Annotated in this window: 23 protein-coding genes, 1 tRNA gene and 1 pseudogene; 14 read left to right on the top strand and 11 right to left on the bottom strand. The window is 43.7% G+C overall.

The genetic code is table 11. The features are described from left to right. Positions 1 to 41 precede the first annotated feature (41 nt). Together CL55_RS03190 and CL55_RS03185 are read left to right on the top strand one after the other, a co-directional pair. Entirely contained in the window at positions 42 to 590 is a 549-nt protein-coding gene (locus CL55_RS03190) for a YaeQ family protein (protein ID WP_046329832.1), read from the top strand. Next, positions 587 to 1009: a putative toxin-antitoxin system toxin component, PIN family gene (locus CL55_RS03185; protein ID WP_046329831.1), complete on the top strand. Its 423-nt coding sequence runs from the start codon at positions 587 to 589 to the stop codon at positions 1007 to 1009. The genes CL55_RS03190 and CL55_RS03185 overlap by 4 nt, the downstream gene beginning before the upstream one ends. Here the strand turns inward: CL55_RS03185 and CL55_RS03180 are convergent. Further along, the gene (locus tag CL55_RS03180; protein WP_046329830.1) at positions 993 to 2009 is read right to left on the bottom strand and encodes an LLM class flavin-dependent oxidoreductase; all 1017 of its coding nucleotides are present in this window, start codon (positions 2007 to 2009) and stop codon (positions 993 to 995) included. The two genes, CL55_RS03185 and CL55_RS03180, sit on opposite strands and share 17 nt — an antisense overlap. 33 nt (positions 2010 to 2042) lie before the next feature. On the opposite strand from CL55_RS03180, the gene CL55_RS03175 reads away from it, so the two are divergent. The 5 genes and pseudogenes from CL55_RS03175 to CL55_RS03155 all read left to right on the top strand — a co-directional run bounded on the left by CL55_RS03175 (position 2043) and on the right by CL55_RS03155 (position 3620). Next, on the top strand, positions 2043 to 2282 hold the full coding sequence (locus tag CL55_RS03175) for a hypothetical protein (RefSeq protein ID WP_046329829.1): 240 nt from the start codon (positions 2043 to 2045) through the stop codon (positions 2280 to 2282). A 21-nt stretch (positions 2283 to 2303) separates the two neighbouring features. Then, positions 2304 to 2507: a SlyX family protein gene (locus CL55_RS03170; RefSeq protein ID WP_046329828.1), complete on the top strand. Its 204-nt coding sequence runs from the start codon at positions 2304 to 2306 to the stop codon at positions 2505 to 2507. A 68-nt stretch (positions 2508 to 2575) separates the two neighbouring features. Beyond that, positions 2576 to 2907, top strand: a pseudogene (locus CL55_RS03165) (type II toxin-antitoxin system RelE/ParE family toxin). Beyond that, a complete protein-coding gene (locus CL55_RS03160; RefSeq protein WP_046329827.1) occupies positions 2904 to 3209 on the top strand; it encodes a helix-turn-helix domain-containing protein in 306 nt (101 codons plus the stop codon). Before CL55_RS03165 ends, CL55_RS03160 begins: the two are co-directional and overlap by 4 nt. 63 nt (positions 3210 to 3272) lie before the next feature. Then, a complete protein-coding gene (locus CL55_RS03155; RefSeq protein ID WP_046329826.1) occupies positions 3273 to 3620 on the top strand; it encodes a phage holin family protein in 348 nt (115 codons plus the stop codon). Positions 3621 to 3623: 3 nt separating this feature from the next. Here CL55_RS03155 and CL55_RS03150 read toward each other — a convergent pair whose 3' ends face one another. Next, on the bottom strand, positions 3624 to 5438 hold the full coding sequence (locus CL55_RS03150; RefSeq protein ID WP_046329825.1) for an AsmA family protein: 1815 nt from the start codon (positions 5436 to 5438) through the stop codon (positions 3624 to 3626). Positions 5439 to 5680: 242 nt separating this feature from the next. On the opposite strand from CL55_RS03150, the gene CL55_RS03145 reads away from it, so the two are divergent. Continuing rightward, positions 5681 to 6541 (top strand): hypothetical protein, encoded by an 861-nt coding sequence (locus CL55_RS03145; RefSeq protein WP_046329824.1) that lies wholly within the window; start codon positions 5681 to 5683, stop codon positions 6539 to 6541. 10 nt (positions 6542 to 6551) lie between these two features. Here CL55_RS03145 and CL55_RS03140 read toward each other — a convergent pair whose 3' ends face one another. Next, on the bottom strand, positions 6552 to 6821 hold the full coding sequence (locus CL55_RS03140) for a hypothetical protein (protein WP_046329823.1): 270 nt from the start codon (positions 6819 to 6821) through the stop codon (positions 6552 to 6554). 132 nt (positions 6822 to 6953) lie between these two features. Between CL55_RS03140 and CL55_RS03135 the strand changes: the two genes are divergently transcribed. Next, positions 6954 to 7265 carry a hypothetical protein gene (locus tag CL55_RS03135; protein ID WP_046329822.1) on the top strand — a complete coding sequence of 104 codons (312 nt, stop codon included), beginning with the start codon at positions 6954 to 6956 and terminating at the stop codon, positions 7263 to 7265. On the opposite strand, the gene CL55_RS03130 is transcribed toward CL55_RS03135, so the two are convergent. Further along, complete coding sequence (locus tag CL55_RS03130; protein ID WP_046329821.1) at positions 7256 to 8311, bottom strand: Fe(3+) ABC transporter substrate-binding protein; 1056 nt, start codon at positions 8309 to 8311, stop codon at positions 7256 to 7258. The genes CL55_RS03135 and CL55_RS03130 overlap by 10 nt on opposite strands. Before the next feature lie 62 nt (positions 8312 to 8373). Beyond that, positions 8374 to 9930, bottom strand: a complete 1557-nt coding sequence (locus tag CL55_RS03125; protein WP_046329820.1) for an ABC transporter permease — start codon at positions 9928 to 9930, stop codon at positions 8374 to 8376. A gap of 68 nt (positions 9931 to 9998) precedes the next feature. Here CL55_RS03125 and CL55_RS03120 point away from each other — a divergent pair, with 68 nt between their 5' ends. From CL55_RS03120 to CL55_RS03105, 4 genes are all read left to right on the top strand, one after another. Beyond that, positions 9999 to 11066 (top strand): ABC transporter ATP-binding protein, encoded by a 1068-nt coding sequence (locus CL55_RS03120; protein ID WP_205621287.1) that lies wholly within the window; start codon positions 9999 to 10001, stop codon positions 11064 to 11066. A 102-nt stretch (positions 11067 to 11168) separates the two neighbouring features. Further along, the gene (locus CL55_RS03115; protein ID WP_418054930.1) at positions 11169 to 11648 is read left to right on the top strand and encodes a glutathione peroxidase; all 480 of its coding nucleotides are present in this window, start codon (positions 11169 to 11171) and stop codon (positions 11646 to 11648) included. A gap of 19 nt (positions 11649 to 11667) precedes the next feature. Further along, entirely contained in the window at positions 11668 to 12351 is a 684-nt protein-coding gene (gene folE / locus CL55_RS03110) for a GTP cyclohydrolase I (protein ID WP_046329818.1), read from the top strand. 22 nt (positions 12352 to 12373) lie between these two features. Beyond that, the gene (locus tag CL55_RS03105) at positions 12374 to 12769 is read left to right on the top strand and encodes a dihydroneopterin aldolase (protein ID WP_046329817.1); all 396 of its coding nucleotides are present in this window, start codon (positions 12374 to 12376) and stop codon (positions 12767 to 12769) included. Between the two features lie 4 nt (positions 12770 to 12773). On the opposite strand, the gene CL55_RS03100 is transcribed toward CL55_RS03105, so the two are convergent. Next, complete coding sequence (locus CL55_RS03100) at positions 12774 to 13421, bottom strand: glycosyltransferase family 2 protein (protein ID WP_170216988.1); 648 nt, start codon at positions 13419 to 13421, stop codon at positions 12774 to 12776. 72 nt (positions 13422 to 13493) lie between these two features. Here CL55_RS03100 and CL55_RS03095 point away from each other — a divergent pair, with 72 nt between their 5' ends. Beyond that, entirely contained in the window at positions 13494 to 14039 is a 546-nt protein-coding gene (locus CL55_RS03095) for a YggT family protein (RefSeq protein WP_046329815.1), read from the top strand. A 64-nt stretch (positions 14040 to 14103) separates the two neighbouring features. Here CL55_RS03095 and CL55_RS03090 read toward each other — a convergent pair whose 3' ends face one another. From CL55_RS03090 to serS, 5 genes are all read right to left on the bottom strand, one after another. Further along, positions 14104 to 14382 carry an HRDC domain-containing protein gene (locus tag CL55_RS03090; RefSeq protein WP_046329814.1) on the bottom strand — a complete coding sequence of 93 codons (279 nt, stop codon included), beginning with the start codon at positions 14380 to 14382 and terminating at the stop codon, positions 14104 to 14106. Between the two features lie 132 nt (positions 14383 to 14514). Next, positions 14515 to 15039: a superoxide dismutase family protein gene (locus CL55_RS03085; RefSeq protein ID WP_046329813.1), complete on the bottom strand. Its 525-nt coding sequence runs from the start codon at positions 15037 to 15039 to the stop codon at positions 14515 to 14517. 514 nt (positions 15040 to 15553) lie between these two features. Then, positions 15554 to 16615, bottom strand: coding sequence for an FkbM family methyltransferase (locus CL55_RS03080; RefSeq protein WP_046329812.1), 1062 nt, complete (start codon positions 16613 to 16615; stop codon positions 15554 to 15556). A 737-nt stretch (positions 16616 to 17352) separates the two neighbouring features. Continuing rightward, positions 17353 to 17442 (bottom strand) — tRNA-Ser (locus CL55_RS03075). 55 nt (positions 17443 to 17497) lie between these two features. Beyond that, complete coding sequence (gene serS / locus CL55_RS03070; protein ID WP_046329811.1) at positions 17498 to 18808, bottom strand: serine--tRNA ligase; 1311 nt, start codon at positions 18806 to 18808, stop codon at positions 17498 to 17500. Between the last annotated feature and the right edge of the window lie 18 nt (positions 18809 to 18826).

The following is an 18826-nucleotide window of genomic DNA, read 5'->3' as shown; positions in this document are numbered from 1 at the left end:
GGGATAGGCCGAATGATTGCGTTAAAAGGCGATAATGCGCCATGGCTCTACGCGCAACTATCCACAAAGCCGACCTTCATGTCGCAGACTCTGACCGCCACTATTACGGCAGTCATTCACTCACTATTGCAAAGCACCCCTCTGAAACTGAAGAGCGGATGATGGTGCGCATCATTGCGTTTGCCCTGCAAGCACAAGAAGAGTTAGCTTTTACTAAAGGTTTGAGTGATACCGATGAGCCTGATCTTTGGGTAAAAGACCTCACGGATGCCATTCAGCTTTGGATTGAGATAGGCCAGCCAGACGAGAGGCGCATTCTGAAAGCCTGTGGTCGATCTGATCAAGTCATCGTCTATTGCTACGGCGGGCACACCAGCAAAATCTGGTGGGATGGTATTGCCAACAAATTAACTCGCGCCCGTAATCTTCAGGTGATCTCCATTCCAGCGGAGCAAGCCAAAGAACTTAATAAGCTAGTTGAGCGCAGCATGGTTCTGCATGTGAATATTCAAGATGGGGAAGCATACGTTTCTTCAGATATGGGACAAGTCACCATCACCCCAGAAATCTGGCGCAATCAACAGCAATGAGACCCGTAGTTTTAGACACCAATATCTTGTTAGATATTTTTGTCTTTAATGACGAAAGGGCTATTCATCTGAAGCAAGCAATGATGAATAGGAGTATTCAATTAATCTCGAGTCAAACAACCTTACTGGAACTTGCTGACGTCATATCACGCCCCCTCTTTAATCTTGATGAAGTCGCCCAAGCAAGTATTTTGACTCAATGGCAATCTCTTGCTCAAATGCATGATGATTCCAATTTAGACCCCGCACCCTGGAAATGCCAAGATCCGGATGATCAGATCTTTTTAGATTTGGCCTATCAACTCAGGCCTACAGTACTCATTAGCAAAGATAATGCAGTACTTCAAATTGCTAGTAGAGCAGCCTCAGAAGACATTCTCATTACCAACGATTACAACGCCTTTAGATTAAAGAACTAAAACGCAATCCTTTGGCTGCCTCAGCAGCGATTTTAAAGGACTTGAGGCGAGCTTGATGGTCATAAATTTGACCCGTGATGATGATTTCATTAGCACCGGTCTGATCAAGCCAATACTGCATCTCTTTTCTTACGGTCTGTAAAGATCCGACAGCAGAGCAGTGCAAAGCATGAGCAGCCGTTATTTTTTCATGTGGCTCACAGAAGTCATCTATATCTTCTATTGGGGGTGGCAACTGCCCGCGGGTATTTCGGCGCATACGAATGACGTTTTGCTGCAAAGTAGTAAAAAGGTGTGCAGCCTCTTCATCGGTATCAGCAGCGACTACATTCATTAAAAATGCACAATAGGGCTTGGCTAACTTATCCGATGGCTTAAACAATTCGCGATAGGTTGACATAGCATCCAATAATTGCTCCGGTGCAAAGTGAGAGGCAAAGGCATAAGGTAAGCCGAAATGAGCCGCCAATTGAGCGCCATACAAGCTAGATCCTAATATCCAAATTGGTACCTCGGTATCTGCACCCGGAATAGCTCTCACAGTTTGACCCACTTGGATGGGGCCAAAGTAATGCTGTAACTCCCGTACATCCTGCGGAAAGCGATCATCACTTCCGAGCAAATCTCGACGTAAGGCTCTAGCTGTCATTTGATCTGTACCTGGCGCACGCCCCAGACCCAACTCAATCCTACTGGGGTAGATAGCTGCCAAAGTACCAAATTGTTCTGCAATGACTAGCGGGGCATGATTTGGCAACATCACACCACCCGACCCAACGCGAATGGTTTTTGTACCGCCGGCAATATAAGCAATCAAAACAGCAGTAGCAGAGCTAGCATTACCTGTCATGTTGTGGTGCTCAGCTACCCAATAGCGGGTGTAGCCTAAAGCTTCCGCATGCTGGGCAACATCTAAAGAGTTCCGTAAGGCATCTGCAGCAGTAAATCCCTCTGGGATCGGAGATATATCTAGAATGGAGTACGGGACGCAATTTGCCATCTAACAATCATACTAAGAAAGCGCTTTTTTGACATGAGTAAACTAGAGACGCCAACGATGCCAAAGATGGCAGATGCCGATGACGGCCTCTTTAAGCCGGGTAGCAAGCTAAGGCACATTAAGACGGGTGGCTTTTATAAAGTGGTCTTACTTGCCAATGTCGAAGCTAATCTAGAGCCAGCCTATGTCTATGAATCACTTCAGTCACACGATTTTTGGATCAGACCAAAAGCCGAGATGGAAGATGGTCGATTTGAGTTGGTCAATGCTTAAGATAAGGGTAAAGGAACTGACATGAGCGATGATCGCATCACCAATCTTGAAATTAAACTTAGCTTTACTGAAGATTTGATTGATCAACTCAATGAAACAATCTACAAGCAGCAGCAACAAATTGAATTTCTGTATCGTGAACTTAAATCCATCAAAGAGCAGGCTAACAGCGGGGGCGGTGTAGGTTACACCAATCCAAAAGATGAAATCCCTCCGCATTATTAAAGTCCTTGATTTATATTTGATTAAGTTATATCATTTTTGACATATATCAATATTGATATAATTTATGGATGACCATATGGACTGTACATACTCTTAATAACACCGTTGACGATGAGCTAGAGGTCCTGCCAGTAGATATTAGAAGTAAGTTTGTGAGAATCTCTGGTTTACTGGAGCAGTTTGGCCCCCAAAATGTTGGAATGCCTCACATCAGGTCTTTGGGTGATAAATTCTGGGAAATACGAGTCTCTGGACGGGGCGGAATTGCAAGAGGAATTTATCTCTACGCAAAAGGGAAAAAATAATCGTTTTACATGTATTCATTAAGAAAACTCAGAAAACTCCACTAGCAGCTTTGGAGATGGCGACAAGAAGAGCTAAACAGGCAAAGCTAATATGACTAAGATATCCAATTTACATAAAAAGTGGATTAAAAATCCAGATTACAAAGAAGCTTACGACGAGTCACGTATGGAGTTTGAGATTGCGCAAGAAGTTATTGAGGCGCGTATGAAAAGTGGACTATCCCAAGAGGAGCTAGCCGCACTAATGAGCACCTCCCAATCCGCAATTGCAAGACTTGAGAGTGGGGTCAGTCTCCCCTCCCTAAGGACTTTGACGAAATTGGCGGCAGCCACAAATACCCATATTGAAATCCACTTCAAGCCAATTAAAAATTCAAAGCAAAAATTAGCCGCTTAGGGCTCCACTAAAATTAGCTATTATTGATATTGATTTCGAAGGCTATTAAAAAAGGTAAATACCATGGGTAACTTAGTACCATTTTTAGTCCAGTGGGGCTTAACCTCTCTATCCCTTTGGGTTGCCAGCTATCTTTTTAGCGGCTTACGCTTTGCAGACGGTGGCTCACTCTTGATTGCTGCCCTACTGCTGGGATTTGCCAATGCTGTAGTAAAGCCTCTGTTGATTCTCTTCACACTCCCACTAACTGTCCTCACGATGGGACTCTTTCTGCTGGTAGTGAATGCCTTGGTATTAATGCTGGTGTCTGCAGTAGTGAGTGGCTTTACGATTTCTGGCTTTTGGACCGCCTTCTTTGCCAGCATCTTTATTTCTTTATTCAGCCTCTTTATCAGCGGAATACTGTTTTAAAAATTACTCCGCTCCAGGGTAGATGTCAGACCAAGGGTGGAGCGCATCGCGGCACGGGCGGCTCTTTGAAGTCATTGATCTGGCATTCTCAGCCAAAATGCTTGCGCCGCCCGTCAAAAAACCAAGTCCAATGGAGACGGCGCTATTGACTACCCCGGCTTGATTAATACCTGCCTTTGGATTTGCCAATGTCCCGCCCATTTTTACCATGCCACTTAAATCTAAGCCCGTGGTGAGACCTGATTTCTCTTGTGGATCAATAGTCAGATTAATAGCCTCCGTCTTCAGATTGATAGAGCCAGCTAAAGCCACGTCCAACCTATCTGTTTCAGCCCCAACTGACTTAGCTATATTGATCTGGCCGTTGTTAATTGGTAAATAGGCAACTGCACACTCCAAAATTGTCTCACTAGTTTTTTTACGTAGTGGGTTCATCGAATCCAAAAGTGTCACTACGAAATCACCAGCATCATTTAAAAAATTCGTACCCATACGTGCCTGGCTAATACTCAACTGAATCTTGCCATTTGAATTTGATGCCATTTGATGCAAGCTACTTCCAGAGGTTTTCACATCAAACGCCATCTTCATGCCACCCCCGCTCACCTTGGAGCCCGGGTCAAGCCTAGCTAGCAAGCTTTCTAGCGTGAAATCCTTTGTAATCCCTTTGACCCTGAATGCCGGATTGGCCGTATCCAGCCCCGAGAGTTTGATCTGTAAGTCAGCGCTACCCTTATCCATCTGAAACCTGAGATTTGGAATATCAATAACACCACCATTCAATTGCAAGGTAGCTTGAAGATGTTCAATAGGTTTACGTTTTGGCAAATTTAATTCACCAATATTGATTGCGACTTTCCCTTTGACTAGGGGCAGCACATCAAAGGGAATGCTCTCATTACTAAATAAGTACTTAGGCTGCGGCTTTTGAGTTTGATGTACGACTGGCGCTAACTGAGCGCCACTGACTGCCCGCGGAGGAAGATTGGGAGGCACCCCAAAAACGGGCCAGTCAAATGTTTTTGAGTTCAGCGTCAAATTGATTGTAGGTGGGGTCTTGGGATTCTTACTTACCTCGCCTTTAATCATCATAGACTTGTCATTCATAGTGAGGCTCAAGTCAATTGGGAATTGTGCAGATGAGACATTCCACTTTTTGAGCAATCTAGAAAGTGAGCCCGTTTTTCCGCTGAGCTCGAGAACTTGCTCTTGAAACTTCATCGCAAGGGATACGACTGTTTTATCGCTACTATCTGCCAACGATAAGCGCTGAATTTGGTAGCTTGAAATGGTGTTTGAAGGATCTTGATACTGAATACGGGCATCCGCAATCGAAACATTGTCCAAAGAAATTAAATCATCGCTAACAGATGAGGTTTCTGCATTATTTTTAGTATCGGAAGGCTCCCTGGGGGCGTCAGCACTAAAATCCCAATTAGCTTTACCAGTCCCATTTTTTTGAAGAAATAGCTCCAGGCCAGCAAGCTTCACACTGTCAACCTCAATCCGCTTACTCAGCAGCGGCAGAGTTTTAATACTTACATCAATGCGCCTGAGCGTCAGCATGTCAGAACCAGGTGCCCAAGATGTATTACTCAGACTCAAACCCTCTGCGGCAACAGAAATGCCCGGAAAGAAACTAAGACTTACTGGCCCAGTGATTTTTAGATCTCTGCCGGTAGCAGTCTTCACAGAGGAAGAGAGCAATTTGGTCAGTTGTACTGGATCTACTGTTGAGGCTGCATACCATACACCCATTGCAATCAGGATGATTACGGCGCCAAGGGCGCTAATAGTGATTTTAACTAATTTACTCATTGTTAAGTGATTCTAAATTGCATACCAGCCATAGACTAGAATTAATTTTTATATTTTTTAATTTCGCCAGCATAAGACCCTCAAGTGGAGCCGGCTTTTTGTTGAGACCTAAATCAATCCGACATTCACTCTGAATATTGCAAGGTAAATCCCCATATCAGTATCAGCAAAAGTGGAAAGATCTGAAGTAAGATCAAAGGTGCAATATGCACATTAACTACCAATAGGAAGGGCAATAGACCATGGCTACAAAGAAATCTCCAGCAAAAAAGAAAGTAGCTAGCAAGGTGGTAAAAAAAGCCCCTGCAAAGAAAGCCATTAAAAAAGTTACCACCAAAAAGGCTGTCAAAAAGGTAGTGAAAAAAATAGCAGCAAAAAAATCAGCTACTAAAAAACCTGTGGCAAAAAAAGTAGTTAAAAAGGTAGTCGCAAAGAAGCCTGCAGCCAAAAAGCCAGCGCCAAAGAAAGCTGCCAAGAAATCTCCTAAAGCAGCTGCACCGAAGAAGCCCAAAGTAGATCAGTACGGACTCGAAGAAGATGATGAGTTCTATGGCCTCTACTTTGCTAAATCGACTAATAAGGGTTTAGTTGAAGTAAAACCTTGCACTTTCTCACTCATGTATTGGTGGAAAGGATTGCTAGGCTATCCCGATATGATTGAAATCTCTAAAGATAGCGATACTGCAATGTTGCAGTTTGAGTCCACTTTTGGTGGTGGTGATTCTGGTGAGACAGAGCTGACAGAGAAAGATGTGTTCGACGTTGACCATATCATTGAAGTTGACGAACAAGAGCAGTTAATCTCCCTTTACTCTTACGTTCCTATTCCTGTGCCAGAAAAGCTGATTGGCGCATTAGGCCTCTCCATCTTGAATATCAATCCGGAAACTCGTTATGGCAGCCTTGAGATTTGCTCTACTGATAACGAAGAAGGTGCGAATGAGCACTTCTTACGCTATCGTGCAGCTACTTATTTGCGTGGCGTGAAATCTGGCAAGGTTGAGGCCATTGAAAGCATGGTCACTAATGGCTCAGAGTTCTTCGGCTTAGCTTTAGATGCAATGTGCGTTAATAAATCGATTAAGAAGTGGTTGCTTAGCTAAGTAATTGCTATTAGTAGGTATTGCACACAAAAATGTAGGTCATAGGAAAGCGGTCGTTCACTGTTTTACGAGTTTCGACAATAGTGGCGCCTCGCTTTCCTAGTTTTTTACACTCCTCTACTGCTGCTGCTTGAGCGTCAGTTTCTTTGGCAGATTTAGGGGCATGCACTCCAACGGTTCCATCAGACTGTCGATAGACGCCAAACTCGCTTGGCGGTGTAGCGCAAGCCAAAAGAAATAATCCAAGGCTTGAGACCAAAAAAGGTAATAGACGCTTCATAGACACCAATCTAACATCAAAAGAAGTAATACCTCATTCTAGCTAGATTCCTTAAATAGGCGCTTAAAGCAGGCCTGCTGAATTTCAATTAGGATTGGGGTTATCACAAACGAAATTTATTGAAAGCACGCTATGCAGGTATTTGCGATTAATCCCCTCACAAAAGAAATCAACACAGTAGAAATTGCCGATACAAAAGAGGCGCTTCAAGAGCTGATTGGTTTTAGCACCATTGACTCCGATGAAATTGACGATAATGGCGATCGACTTTTCTTTGATGAAGAGTGCTTTATCAGACAACAGGGCAATGTAGGTCGCTTTAAAGTCGACAGCCTAGCACCAGTAGCTGGTATTGGGGTAATCGTCAATTGTAAAGATGGGAAAACTTTTCAATCCGCCCTCATCAATGCACAAGAACTGCTAAAGCGAGTGACTTATTTGTAGCTCACTCTGTCTAGCAATCTTTGGGCGGCAATTTGATTCTTACCAATCGCTGCAATAGATATATTTTCCGCTTTGAATGGGCCTAACATTTTCAGGCCTTCATTTTCAATTTTGACTGACTTGACTACGGGCCACTCATTATTGCCATTGGCAAAATACTCTTGCGCAGAATCACTTGCCAAGTATTCAAGAAATTGTTTTGCAGCCTGTGGATGTGGCGCACTCCTCGCAACCCCACCCCCAGCAATATTGATATGCGTGCCAGTCGTCTGCTGATTTGGCCAGATAAATCCAATCTTCGAAATAATGGCTTGATCTTCTGGCTTTGTTGAGCGTAAAAGCCTGACCAAGTAATAAGAATTTGTTAAAGCCACACTGCATTCACCTGAGGCTACCGCCTTGATTTGATCGGTATCGCCACCTCTCGGAGGGCGAGCCATATTAGCCACCATGCCCTTGGCCCACTCCTCAGTAGCAGTCTCGCCACGGCGTTCAATCATAGCGCCGATTAATGACAACATGTAGGGATGGGCACCTGAGCGTGTGCACACCTTGCCCTTATTGGCGGGCTCAGCTAACTTCTCATAAGTATCAACGTCTTGTGGATTTACTTTTGCTTTGTTGTAGACCACCAGACGTGCTCTAGTTGAAAAGCCAAACCAAGTTGATCCCTCTGGCTCAGACTGAGAACGCAAGTTTACCGGGATACGACCTTCTAAATATTTTGACTGAATCGGCTTAAAGAAGCCATCAATTTGAGCGCGCCACAATCGAGCTGCATCGACCATCAAAATCACATCTGCTGGGCTATTGCTGCCTTCACTTTTTAATCTCTCCGCCAAAGCATTGTCATCAGCCTCAATACGGTTGATCTTGATGCCTGTCTTTTTTGTGAAGTCACTGTAGAGCGCCTCATCAGTTTGATAGTGACGGGCTGAATAGAGATTGAGTTCTTTCGCTTCTTGAGCCTGCAAGGGCAAAGCCAGAATAGCGCTCAACACCAATCCAGAGCTGCCTAGGAATTTTCTTATTAGTGAGTTTGTCATTGCTGCATTTGCAATCAGAATTAGATGAAATCTAATGTATCACAAATACGAATGATTATCAATTAGGACTTGGAAATGACCCTTGAAAGTAGCAGGACTGGGAAAAGCCCAACCAAAACAATGGTTAAGGAAGGTAATGCCAATTCAGCAAGACGCTCATCTGCGGCCAGCTGATAGGTTGCAACAGCAAGGGTATCAAAATTAAATGGGCGCAGTAAGAGCGTGGCAGGCAATTCTTTCATAACATCTACGAAGACAAAGAGGCCCGCAGTAATCAGACTGCGCTTGAGCAAGGGCACATGAACCCGCTTCAAAATCTGTATTCTCGAAAGCCCTAAGAGCGCCGCGGAAGCATCCATAGAAGGCGTTATACGCACTAGACCTGCCTCTACACTCTGCAAACTAGAAGAAAGAAAGCGGACTAGGTATGCATAGATCAGCACTAACATGCTGGCAGACATCCACCAAGCAAGCTGAAAGATTTCTAGAAAAGAAAGGATGCCGATAGCCAATACTGCACCAGGTAGCGCATAGCCAAAACCCAATAATCGATTAACCCAACTTAATCGTGCATTCATTCTTACCGAATAAGCAAAAAATATGGCGAGCGCGACAGAGATCAATGCTGTCAAAATCGAGACCGACAGAGAATTACTCAGCCAATCTAGATATCGAATATCGATCGCAAGGCCTTGCTTAAAGACCAATTGCAGGAGTGCAAATGCAGGTATTAAAAATCCACATAAGAGCGTAGCGCCACAAAATGCAAATGCAAAAAAAGCTTTCTTACCTTGCAAAGATTTTGCAAGTGGCTTAGACCGTGTTGCAGAGGCATAACGTAATTTTGAGCGGCTACTTTGCTCGATAAAGAAAATAAGTAAGACAAAACTTAAAAGGCCCAAGGCAAGCTGTACTGCCGCCACTCGGTCGCCAAATGACAGCCAAGCCTTGAAGATGCCAGTGGCAAAAGTCTGAACGCCAAAGTAAGAGACAGCGCCAAAATCAGCTAGCACTTCCATCAGCGCAAGGGCCATGCCCGCAAAGATGGCTGGCCTTGCCATAGGTAATACCAATCTTACAAATCCCTGAAGTGGACTGTAGCCTAGCGTTTCTGAAACCTCAATCAATCGACCACTGCGCTCTAAGAATGCCGTACGAGTAATGAGGTAAACATAAGGGAATAGACAGAATGAAAAAGACCAAATAGCTCCGCTCAAGGACCTAGGATCCGGAAAGAACCAAAGCACATCAACTCCTAGTGCAGCGCGCAACGTACTCTGTATCGGACCCGAAAACTGCAAGAGATCAACAAAGAGATAGGCCATGACATAAGTAGGCACTGCCAAAGGCAGAATGAGGGCCCACTCAAATATTTTCTTCCCTGGAAAATCATAGCTGGCAATAATCCACGCATTACCCACCCCGAGAATAAAGACTCCCACTCCGACACCAAGAATAAGCGCCAAGGTCGAGGCAATATAACCACCCAGTACAAAGTTCCATAGATGACTGAGGGTGCCAGTAGCCATTAACTCCTTGCCAGGGAATAGGAAAGGTGCAGCCAGGCCAAAGAGGGGCAAAAATAACAACAGGGCAAGTGGCACCACAATACGATTCATGAAATCGGCAATCCGTTTAGACTCTAGCTATGTATTAAACCACTAGCATTAATGAGAAAATTATAGAGATGAACTCTGCTCGCACCCTACTTTCGATTCAAGCACTGGAAATCGACTACCCTAGTCGGGATGGTCAAGGTCGTGTTACTGCGGTTAAAAACCTGAATCTCGATCTAGCTCAAGGTGAGATTGGCTGCCTATTGGGCTCATCTGGTTGTGGAAAATCCACCGTCTTGAGAGCAATTTGTGGGTTTGAACCCGTTAAAGCAGGGAAAATCCTCTTGCGTGATCATGTGGTGAGCTCAGCATCCTCTCACCTCCCACCGAACCAAAGAAAAGTCGGCATGGTCTTTCAGGACTTCGCCCTCTTCCCCCATCTCAATGTTTTAGAGAATATTGCGTTTGGCTTGCAACATCTATCAAGCAATGAAAGGTCTGCAGTGGCTATGGAGTGGCTTAAGCGGGTTTCATTATCTGATAAAGCCGATGCATATCCTCATGAGCTCAGTGGCGGACAACAACAGCGTGTGGCATTAGCCAGGGCAATGGCACCAGAGCCGGATTTAATTTTGCTAGATGAGCCCTTCTCTAGTTTAGATATTGAGCTTAGAGAGCGTCTTGCAGGCGAGATGCGCGAAATCCTCAAGTCAAATAACATTACCGCCTTGTTGGTCACGCACGATCAATTTGAAGCCTTTGCCATTGCCGATAAGGTCGGCGTGATGACAGATGGCAAAGTACTTCAATGGGATCTCCCCTACGAGCTGTATCACAAGCCAGCCAATCGGTATATTGCGGACTTTATTGGTCGCGGGGTATTTCTGAAAGGTGTCGTCCAAGCTAACAACAAAGTCAGAATTGAGTTAGGTGAACTCGACCTAGAAGAAGATCGCAGCGCTGAAATTGGAAAAGAAATCGACGTACTATTACGGGCTGATGATATTCAGCATGATGACCACAGCACCCTGCTTGCAGAGGTTGTACGCAAGACCTTTAGAGGGGCTGACTTCTTGTACACCCTCAAGCTAGCTTCGGGTGTTGAAATTTTTGCTTTCGTACCCAGCCACCATGATCATGCAATTGGTGAAAGGATTGGCATCCACCTAGTAGCTGATCACGTAGTCACATTTAGCTAACGAGTCGCTTAACGAAGAAAAGCACCCTCATTTCACTCTCAGCAGAAAGCACTCTTTTCAGATACATTGTGATTTTGCCACTGCAGGATCTTTTTCTGGAAATTGAACGTGCTACCGAATATAGAGTTAGAGCGCCTTAACGGCAACAAAGAACGAATCACTGACTATGCAGACAAAGTTCTGTTGGTAATCAATGTAGCTAGCCAGTGCGGCTTTACATCCCAGTACAAAGAACTACAGGATCTGTATGTTAAATATCATAGCCAGGGCTTAGAAATTTTTGCTTTTCCCTGCAATCAATTCGGCGGCCAAGAGCCCGGTACACCTCAACAGATCGAAGCGTTTTGCAGTACTCGGTTTGGGGTCACCTTTCCTGTTTTTCAAAAAACAGATGTCAATGGCTCCAATACCCACCCCCTCTTTCAATATCTCAAAACAGCTGCTCCCGGCTTGCTTGGGACCGAAGCCATCAAGTGGAATTTCACAAAATTTTTAGTAAATCGTAATGGGCTTCCAGTAAAACGATTTGCATCAGCGAGCTCCCCTGCGAGTATCAGTGCTGATATTGAAAAACTACTTTAATTAAGAAGAATATTTATACATGAACGATGGCATTCCACTCTCAGAAGTAATACGCAAACGCATCAAAGCTAAAAAGGCGCGATTTCATGCAAACGATAATATTTCGGCCTTTATTCAGGCTGGCGAACTCGATGCCTTAGTTGAGGAGGTCTCTGAGAAAATGCAGGCTGTTTTAGAAAGCCTTGTAATCGATACACAAAGTGATCACAACACCAAAAATACAAGTAGGCGTGTTGCCAAAATGTTCATTAATGAAGTGTTTAATGGACGCTACGTAGAACAACCTTCGTTGACAAAATTTCCTAATGTCAGCCAACTCAATGAGTTGATGATTATTGGCCCCATTACCGTTAGAAGTGCTTGCTCCCATCATCTATGTCCGATTATGGGTAGAGTGTGGATTGGGATACTGCCGGACAAGAACTCTGCCCTGATTGGACTCTCGAAATACTCTCGCCTAACTGAGTGGGTAATGTGCCGCCCACAAATTCAGGAGGAGGCGGTTGTAGAGCTCGCTGATATGATTGAGAAGAAAGTCAAGCCTACTGGCGTTGCAATCGTAATGGATGCTGATCATTTCTGTATGCAGTGGCGAGGCGTCAAGGATCCTGACTCCAAAATGATTAATAGTGTGATGCGAGGATCTTTTTTGAAAGATTCCAATTTGCGTCGTGAGTTCTTATCACTAATTTCACGTAATTAATGTAGTCTCTGGAAAGAATCGAATGTCATCAACGGCCTGCATAGAATTAAAAGATCTCCGACTAAACACCCAAATTGGCACTTATGCCCCCGGTGCCACTATCCCTGATCAGCATCTACTGAATCTGACTTTATGGATCAGCACTAAACTGATTTTGATTTCAGAAGATCTTATGGATCAAGTGTTCGACTACGATCCCCTCGTCCTTGAAATCGATCGCTTGGCTGCCGATGGGCATTACGAGACTCAAGAAAGATTAGCTACTAGGATAGTTCAGGCATGTGCTCGTTACCCGGAAATTGAGTCTTTAGAAATTAGCCTCAGAAAAACACCCTTACGAGAGAGCTCGGGCGTATTGGGGATCAAGCTATACCTTGATGAAAGTAGCCTAACTAGCATGAGAGCAAGGCTAGTTTAGACGCTTAAGCCTCTTCCTCAAGAACATCGATGAGATGGTCATACTTTAAAAAATTTTCACGATGTCTTCTGTAGTACAAAAGACCTTCATTCAGGCTGGCTACAGTAGCGCCCTGCTCGCGCATTTTGTCCCAGAGATTCCAGTCCTCCTGCGGATGAATGCCATCAGCACATCTTTGCTTGTAACCTACTTGTTGACCCAGCGAGGTTCGATACATCATCGAACCATGGTGCTTACCCTCACGATCCCAGTAGAGATCACCTTGGTGAGACCTAGTCTCGCCAGGAACACGATCATGAATCTCATCTTTTAATTCGCCAGTAACCACGATGTCATAAGTCACGATATCTGCATGAGCATCGGATAGCAGCTCAATTGCATCTGATCTGAGCCAATTGTCAGCGCCAATGAACAGAACGTATTCCGTATTGACCCTCATGAGTAAATCATGGAAATTATCCACAGTACCTAAATTCTGTGGCCTGAGAATATATTCAATATCGGGATATAAGCTTGGTAAGTGGCCGCAATCATGCGCCCCATCATCGACAAATAGAATTCTGGCGGGTGCTTTTGTTTGAGATAGCAAGGACTCAATGCAGTGAGCTGCAAGGTGACCGTATTTATAAGAGGCTAAAACGACAGTAATCATATTGGTGGGCATTAGAACACGAAAATGTGATGTCCTAATGAAGCCGAGCTTTAAACCCCCTACAATAGATCTATGTTGATACAAATCGCTAACCTTCTCCTCCAAGTCCTGGTGAGCATTGTCGCGGGAGCATGTCTCCTGAGATGCTATCTCCAGTGGCTCGCCTTTAATCTGGGCTCTGGCCAAAGCAGAACTATCGGCGCATATGTGCTTCCACTGAGTAATTGGATCGTGATCCCACTTCGCAAGATAGTCCCAAGCCTTGGTCGCTTTGATGTAGCAAGCCTAGTAGCTGCTTACGTAATAGTGCTAGCAAAAACTATAGTGCTACTTTTTCTGTCAGGGGCTTCTTTGTCGGGAGTTACATGGCTTCTCTTGGCATTGATTAATCTAATTGATCTGACTCTGTCTGGATTGGTGGGCCTGGTTTTTGCCAGCATTATTTTGTCTTGGGTGAGCGCTGGATCTCAGATCCAGTATCTAGTATCGCTGCTTGTTGAGCCTCTGCTGGCACCAATCAGAAAAGTAATGCCCAACTTTGGAGCCTTAGATTTATCACCTCTCATGCTGCTACTCATCTTGCAAGTTCTGCAGATTGTAGTAAGCAATCTGAGGTGATTAATTAAGTCTAGTTAGCCTCAAGATGTTCCAGAATGACCTTGATAAAGTGTTCGCCATAACGCTATAACTTAGCTTGCCCGACTCCACCAATATGACTGAATTGATCTAAGGTAGTGGGTGTAGATTTAACCATCTCCTGTAAGGTGCTGTCATGAAAAATGACATAGGGCGGCACTCCTTGTTCGCACGCTAATTCAGTCCGCTGAGCCTTGAGTATCTCCCACAGTCTTTCATCTGCAATATTGCTAAAGGGGTGTGTAGAGCCCTTCTTCGCCCCAAATAATGGATGACTTAAAATTATTAAGTGCCTAAAAAGCGGACACCAAAATTTATATGGCATGTCAAAGATTACTTAAAAGTTGGGGGCTCTTATCGACCCATAGCTGATACCCAAAGAAAAACCACCCGAAGGTGGTTTTGATGTTACTTGGTAGCCCGGGGCGGAATCGAACCAGGGCCGAGGATGTCAATCCTACTTAATCAAGCCACATGCGATTCTTGGTCCTGAATTTCCAGCTGGTTGAGATTTATAGTCATCAGGATCGCGATGAACAACAACGGATCTTCCCAATATTCCAGTAGGTCCATTATTAACAGTAAATCCACTTAACTTTGCCGAATAAACTGCATTACCATTCGCATCTGATTTTATATTTGGCATATCGCCAGCATGACTTGAGCCGCTTCCTGGCATACCATGTGATTTCGTGTCTGGGTTGAAATGCCCGCCTGCGCTAGTGGCATCAGGCGAAGAACAATCCCCTTTTTCATGAACATGAAACCCTTGTTCAGCATTTGGCTTCAAACCAGAAAAATTTCCTGTAACCAGCACATCATGGCCTTGCCATACAAAATTAACTGTTCCTTTTGTATTTGAGCCTGAACGGGAATCCAGGGTAGCCGATGCTTTTTGACCAGTACCATGTTCCATGGACTGACAAGCCGCCAACGACAAAATGGATACAGTGCCAATTAATAGAGCAGCTTTTTTAATCATTATTCATCTCCTGTCTTTATGTCGGATCAGAATAGACCTTTTATTAATATTCTTCAATAAAAATAGGAGCCTTATTCTAGGTGGTCTTATTGAAAGGCCTAAAACTGCGTGGCAAATGAAAAAACCACCCGAAGGTGGTTTTGGTGTTTCTTGGTGGCCTCGGGGGGGTCGAACCAGGGCTGAGGATGTCAAATATTAATGGGCAACAATTTTGCTCGCAGTAGTTATTAAGCCAATTGCGGCAAAGCTGCGGTGCTGGTCGTCAATTGTGAAATTTTTATGACGCCCTCTATTTAGCCTGAAAGTGGGGGTCTAACCCCGCCAAGCCCGAAAAGAAAATACCCCACACGAAGCAGGGCATTATTTAAATCTTGGTGGCCCGGGGCGGAATCGAACCACCGACACAAGGATTTTCAATCATGTTAGATAAATATTCTTAATTATCTTAGTTACACTTATAAGTTGATTATTTTATTTTTGCAGTCAATTGGAATGTTGAAAACCGAATATCGTATTATTCAAGAATTCCAAATGCATGGGTTTCATTTGCATGAAATGCGAGATGTCTTAAATAAATTTTATATTCGTTATTTAACCCCCATATCTGGAGCGGTATCAAATAAAAATTTTCAATTTCATGGTAAGCACCGACCACCATTTTTGGTTTATATTTGATAATAGTATTTCTTCCACCTCTTAAAATTTCTGGGATTACATTACCCCCAGGATCTAATTTTATCAGTGAATATGATTTATTTTCAAAAAATGAATCCAGCGATATTAATTTGATTTTAATCTCAGACTCTTCAATTACTTGACCACAAATCCTACTTGAAAGTCTATACTCTGACGGCATGAACCCAATAGTTTTATCGGATTCTCCAACGCCATATTCTGATAAATGAATATTTTTTGCAGATCCATATTTGTCATATAGAAGATCATACGCGGCAGGATCTGGTTCGAATCCATAAACGAAATAATCCCTTATACCCAAATCATGAGTACACTCCAAAAATGGAGTAATAGTATTACCATCCTCCGCTCCTACATCGACATATATTTCATTCGGATTAATATTATAAAAATCCTGCTTAAAATAATACTCGAATTCTGGTCGTGCTTTGGGTGTATAAATTGAATCTCCGTATAAATTCACATTTTCTATTACCGCATCACTAAACTCATTAAGGTAATTAATTAATGCAGAATATCTTTCACCAGTTAAAGACAATGCTAATCTAGAAATCAAAATTTCTCGCGATTTACTATCAGCCAGCCGATCGTAAACTTCTTGAATCAATTTTTCGTCCTTACTCACCCTTTGACGCAATATTTCAGTGTCGCGCCAAGCCAAACATGAAACAACACAGTTAGTTAAGTAGTAATGCACACCTTTACCTAATCGTTCGCGATCTTTCCTCCCATAGAAAATACGACTTTGAGAACAACCAAGTATTTTCAATTGGATCTCAACGTCGTCAATACTTGCTGCCACGGTAATTACTACAAGATTATCCTCATCGCTCCAATCGATATCATTGGGCGAATAACATGGGATATTTTCCGTCTTCAATATACGCTTTCGCTTGTCGTTATCAACATAGCCAGCAATATCAATGCCGTCATGGCGTAGTGCATTTGAAAATTGCTCTCCTAAAATACATCTACCAAATAAAAATATACGCCGCTTGTTTAATTGATCGGCATCACCAAATAAACACTCTCGAAATGAGTGAAGACTTGAATAGTATTCTAACTTTTTATCTTCAACTTATTAATATTAGTCACGATTTATATCCTAATTTTGTTTACTTCCTAATACATCATCACGTCATATATATCACCTTCGACCAAATCTTCCTTTGCAGATCACTATACAAACCTCTCTATAAAAATGCAAATTTAAGAAAGGAAATCTGAAAATTCAATCGAACTATTGAACCATTTACTAAGGGATTGATGCTCCCAATCTATTTGAATGGTTCGCTAATCAGCCTTAGCTTTTTGATCAATAAGCGGAGCTCTATTTAAACCCAACCTCATAACCTCAATAATTGATATCCTTTTAGCGGTGATGGCTGTTTTACTTAGGCTTTGTGGGAAGCCTAACATGAAAAGTTTGAGGATCGCAAACTAGCGGTCCAGGAAATTGTTCGCACACTCAAGTCTGGTGGAATGATTCTGGTCTCTGATATGTGGTCCTTTTGGAATATCCGGTACCAGATCCCAAATTAAAAATAGCAACTCTGTGGGGAAAATTGGGGGAAATTAAGTGGGTACAACTCAAAACCCACATAACTTCTTGACATTTGGCGGAGAGGGTGGGATTCGAACCCACGGTACCTTTGACAGTACGCTTGATTTCGAGTCAAGTACATTCGACCACTCTGCCACCTCTCCGAACCAAACAGCGATTATAGCTGTTGGGGATTTCTTAAATTTCTTGCTATTTAAGTTAGAGGGGCTTTAACACTTCTAAGCCACCCAAGTAAGGTCGTAGTGCTTTCGGTATCGCAATGCTGCCATCAGCCTGCTGGCAATTCTCCAGAAGAGCTACACCAGTTCTGCCAACCGCAAGCCCGGAACCATTTAAGGTGTGGACCAACTCTGGCTTTCCTTGTCCAGATTTATATCTCGCCTGCATACGCCTAGCTTGGAAATCGCCCATATTCGAGCAAGAGCTAATCTCGCGATAAGCATTTTGCGAGGGGATCCATACCTCAAGATCATAGGTCTTTGTACTTCCAAAGCCCATATCACCGGTGCAGAGTAATACTTTTCGATAAGGCAGCTCTAGTAGCTCCAAAACTTTTTCTGCATGCGAAGTTAATTCTTCAAGCAACTGCATAGATTCTTCTGGCTTGGCAATTTGCACAAGCTCTACTTTTTCAAATTGGTGCTGACGAATCATGCCACGTACATCACGGCCATAGCTTCCAGCCTCGGATCTAAAACATGGAGTATGAGCAGCAAATTTTAGTGGCAACTCTTCAGCTGCAGTAATAGTGTCACGCACTAAATTAGTAACCGGTACTTCTGCTGTCGGTATTAAATAAAAGTTTTCAATTTTTGCTTCCCCTGCCCCATCTTCACCACCCATTTGACGCGGGACCTTAAACAAGTCCTCTTCAAACTTAGGTAGCTGACCAGTGCCCCGCATAGATGCAGCATTCACCATTAGAGGCACATAGAGCTCCTCATAGCCATGTTGAGTTGTATGCAGATCGATCATGAATTGCGCCAGCGCACGATGCAATCTGGCGGCAGGCCCCTTCAGTACGACAAAGCGTGAGCCACTAATCTTTGCAGCAGATTCAAAATCAAGCCCTAGTGGCGCGCCCAAGTCGACATGGTCCTTCACAGGAAATGCAAACTCAGGGATCGTACCCCAACGCTTTACTTCCTTGTTTTCAGTTTCATCCTTACCCACCGGAACTGTTTCATCCGGCAAATTAGGAATACCCATTAAGAAATCGGCAATCTCTACCTGCAATATTGCTAAGCGTGCTGCACCTGATTCCATATCGACGTTGATCTGCGTTGCTTCAGCCATCTCAGCAGCCGCATCCTCGCCTTTACCTTTTTTCATGCCAATGGCTTTGGCCAGCTGGTTACGCTTTGCTTGCAATTCCTCAGTGCGAGTTTGCAAGGATTTACGCTCGGACTCTAAAGTGTTGAACTTCTCAACATCGAGTTGAAATTTACGCGTAGCTAAACGGGCAGCAACGGCTGCGATATCTTTACGAAGTAATTGCGGATCAATCATGTAATGCTCTATTAGTTA

Origin of the sequence: Polynucleobacter duraquae, assembly GCF_000973625.1 — a bacterium.
Classification (GTDB): Bacteria; Pseudomonadota; Gammaproteobacteria; order Burkholderiales; family Burkholderiaceae; genus Polynucleobacter; species Polynucleobacter duraquae.
Note: the sequence above shows the minus strand (reverse complement) of the source record. Positions and strands in the feature narration are given on the sequence as shown.

Excerpts from the sequence above, each read along its gene's own strand:
- CL55_RS03170 (WP_046329828.1), top strand. The coding sequence starts at position 2,304 with ATGAGCGATGATCGCATCACCAATCTTGAAATTAAACTTAGCTTTACT.
- CL55_RS03190 (WP_046329832.1), top strand. The coding sequence starts at position 42 with ATGGCTCTACGCGCAACTATCCACAAAGCCGACCTTCATGTCGCAGAC.
- CL55_RS03090 (WP_046329814.1), bottom strand. The coding sequence starts at position 14,382 with ATGCCATATAAATTTTGGTGTCCGCTTTTTAGGCACTTAATAATTTTA.
- CL55_RS03155 (WP_046329826.1), top strand. The coding sequence starts at position 3,273 with ATGGGTAACTTAGTACCATTTTTAGTCCAGTGGGGCTTAACCTCTCTA.
- CL55_RS03120 (WP_205621287.1), top strand. The coding sequence starts at position 9,999 with ATGAACTCTGCTCGCACCCTACTTTCGATTCAAGCACTGGAAATCGAC.
- CL55_RS03135 (WP_046329822.1), top strand. The coding sequence starts at position 6,954 with ATGCAGGTATTTGCGATTAATCCCCTCACAAAAGAAATCAACACAGTA.
- CL55_RS03160 (WP_046329827.1), top strand. The coding sequence starts at position 2,904 with ATGACTAAGATATCCAATTTACATAAAAAGTGGATTAAAAATCCAGAT.
- CL55_RS03095 (WP_046329815.1), top strand. The coding sequence starts at position 13,494 with ATGTTGATACAAATCGCTAACCTTCTCCTCCAAGTCCTGGTGAGCATT.
- CL55_RS03180 (WP_046329830.1), bottom strand. The coding sequence starts at position 2,009 with ATGGCAAATTGCGTCCCGTACTCCATTCTAGATATATCTCCGATCCCA.
- folE (WP_046329818.1), top strand. The coding sequence starts at position 11,668 with ATGAACGATGGCATTCCACTCTCAGAAGTAATACGCAAACGCATCAAA.
- CL55_RS03100 (WP_170216988.1), bottom strand. The coding sequence starts at position 13,421 with ATGATTACTGTCGTTTTAGCCTCTTATAAATACGGTCACCTTGCAGCT.
- CL55_RS03130 (WP_046329821.1), bottom strand. The coding sequence starts at position 8,311 with ATGACAAACTCACTAATAAGAAAATTCCTAGGCAGCTCTGGATTGGTG.
- CL55_RS03185 (WP_046329831.1), top strand. The coding sequence starts at position 587 with ATGAGACCCGTAGTTTTAGACACCAATATCTTGTTAGATATTTTTGTC.
- CL55_RS03105 (WP_046329817.1), top strand. The coding sequence starts at position 12,374 with ATGTCATCAACGGCCTGCATAGAATTAAAAGATCTCCGACTAAACACC.
- CL55_RS03125 (WP_046329820.1), bottom strand. The coding sequence starts at position 9,930 with ATGAATCGTATTGTGGTGCCACTTGCCCTGTTGTTATTTTTGCCCCTC.
- CL55_RS03175 (WP_046329829.1), top strand. The coding sequence starts at position 2,043 with ATGAGTAAACTAGAGACGCCAACGATGCCAAAGATGGCAGATGCCGAT.
- serS (WP_046329811.1), bottom strand. The coding sequence starts at position 18,808 with ATGATTGATCCGCAATTACTTCGTAAAGATATCGCAGCCGTTGCTGCC.
- CL55_RS03140 (WP_046329823.1), bottom strand. The coding sequence starts at position 6,821 with ATGAAGCGTCTATTACCTTTTTTGGTCTCAAGCCTTGGATTATTTCTT.
- CL55_RS03150 (WP_046329825.1), bottom strand. The coding sequence starts at position 5,438 with ATGAGTAAATTAGTTAAAATCACTATTAGCGCCCTTGGCGCCGTAATC.
- CL55_RS03145 (WP_046329824.1), top strand. The coding sequence starts at position 5,681 with ATGGCTACAAAGAAATCTCCAGCAAAAAAGAAAGTAGCTAGCAAGGTG.
- CL55_RS03085 (WP_046329813.1), bottom strand. The coding sequence starts at position 15,039 with ATGATTAAAAAAGCTGCTCTATTAATTGGCACTGTATCCATTTTGTCG.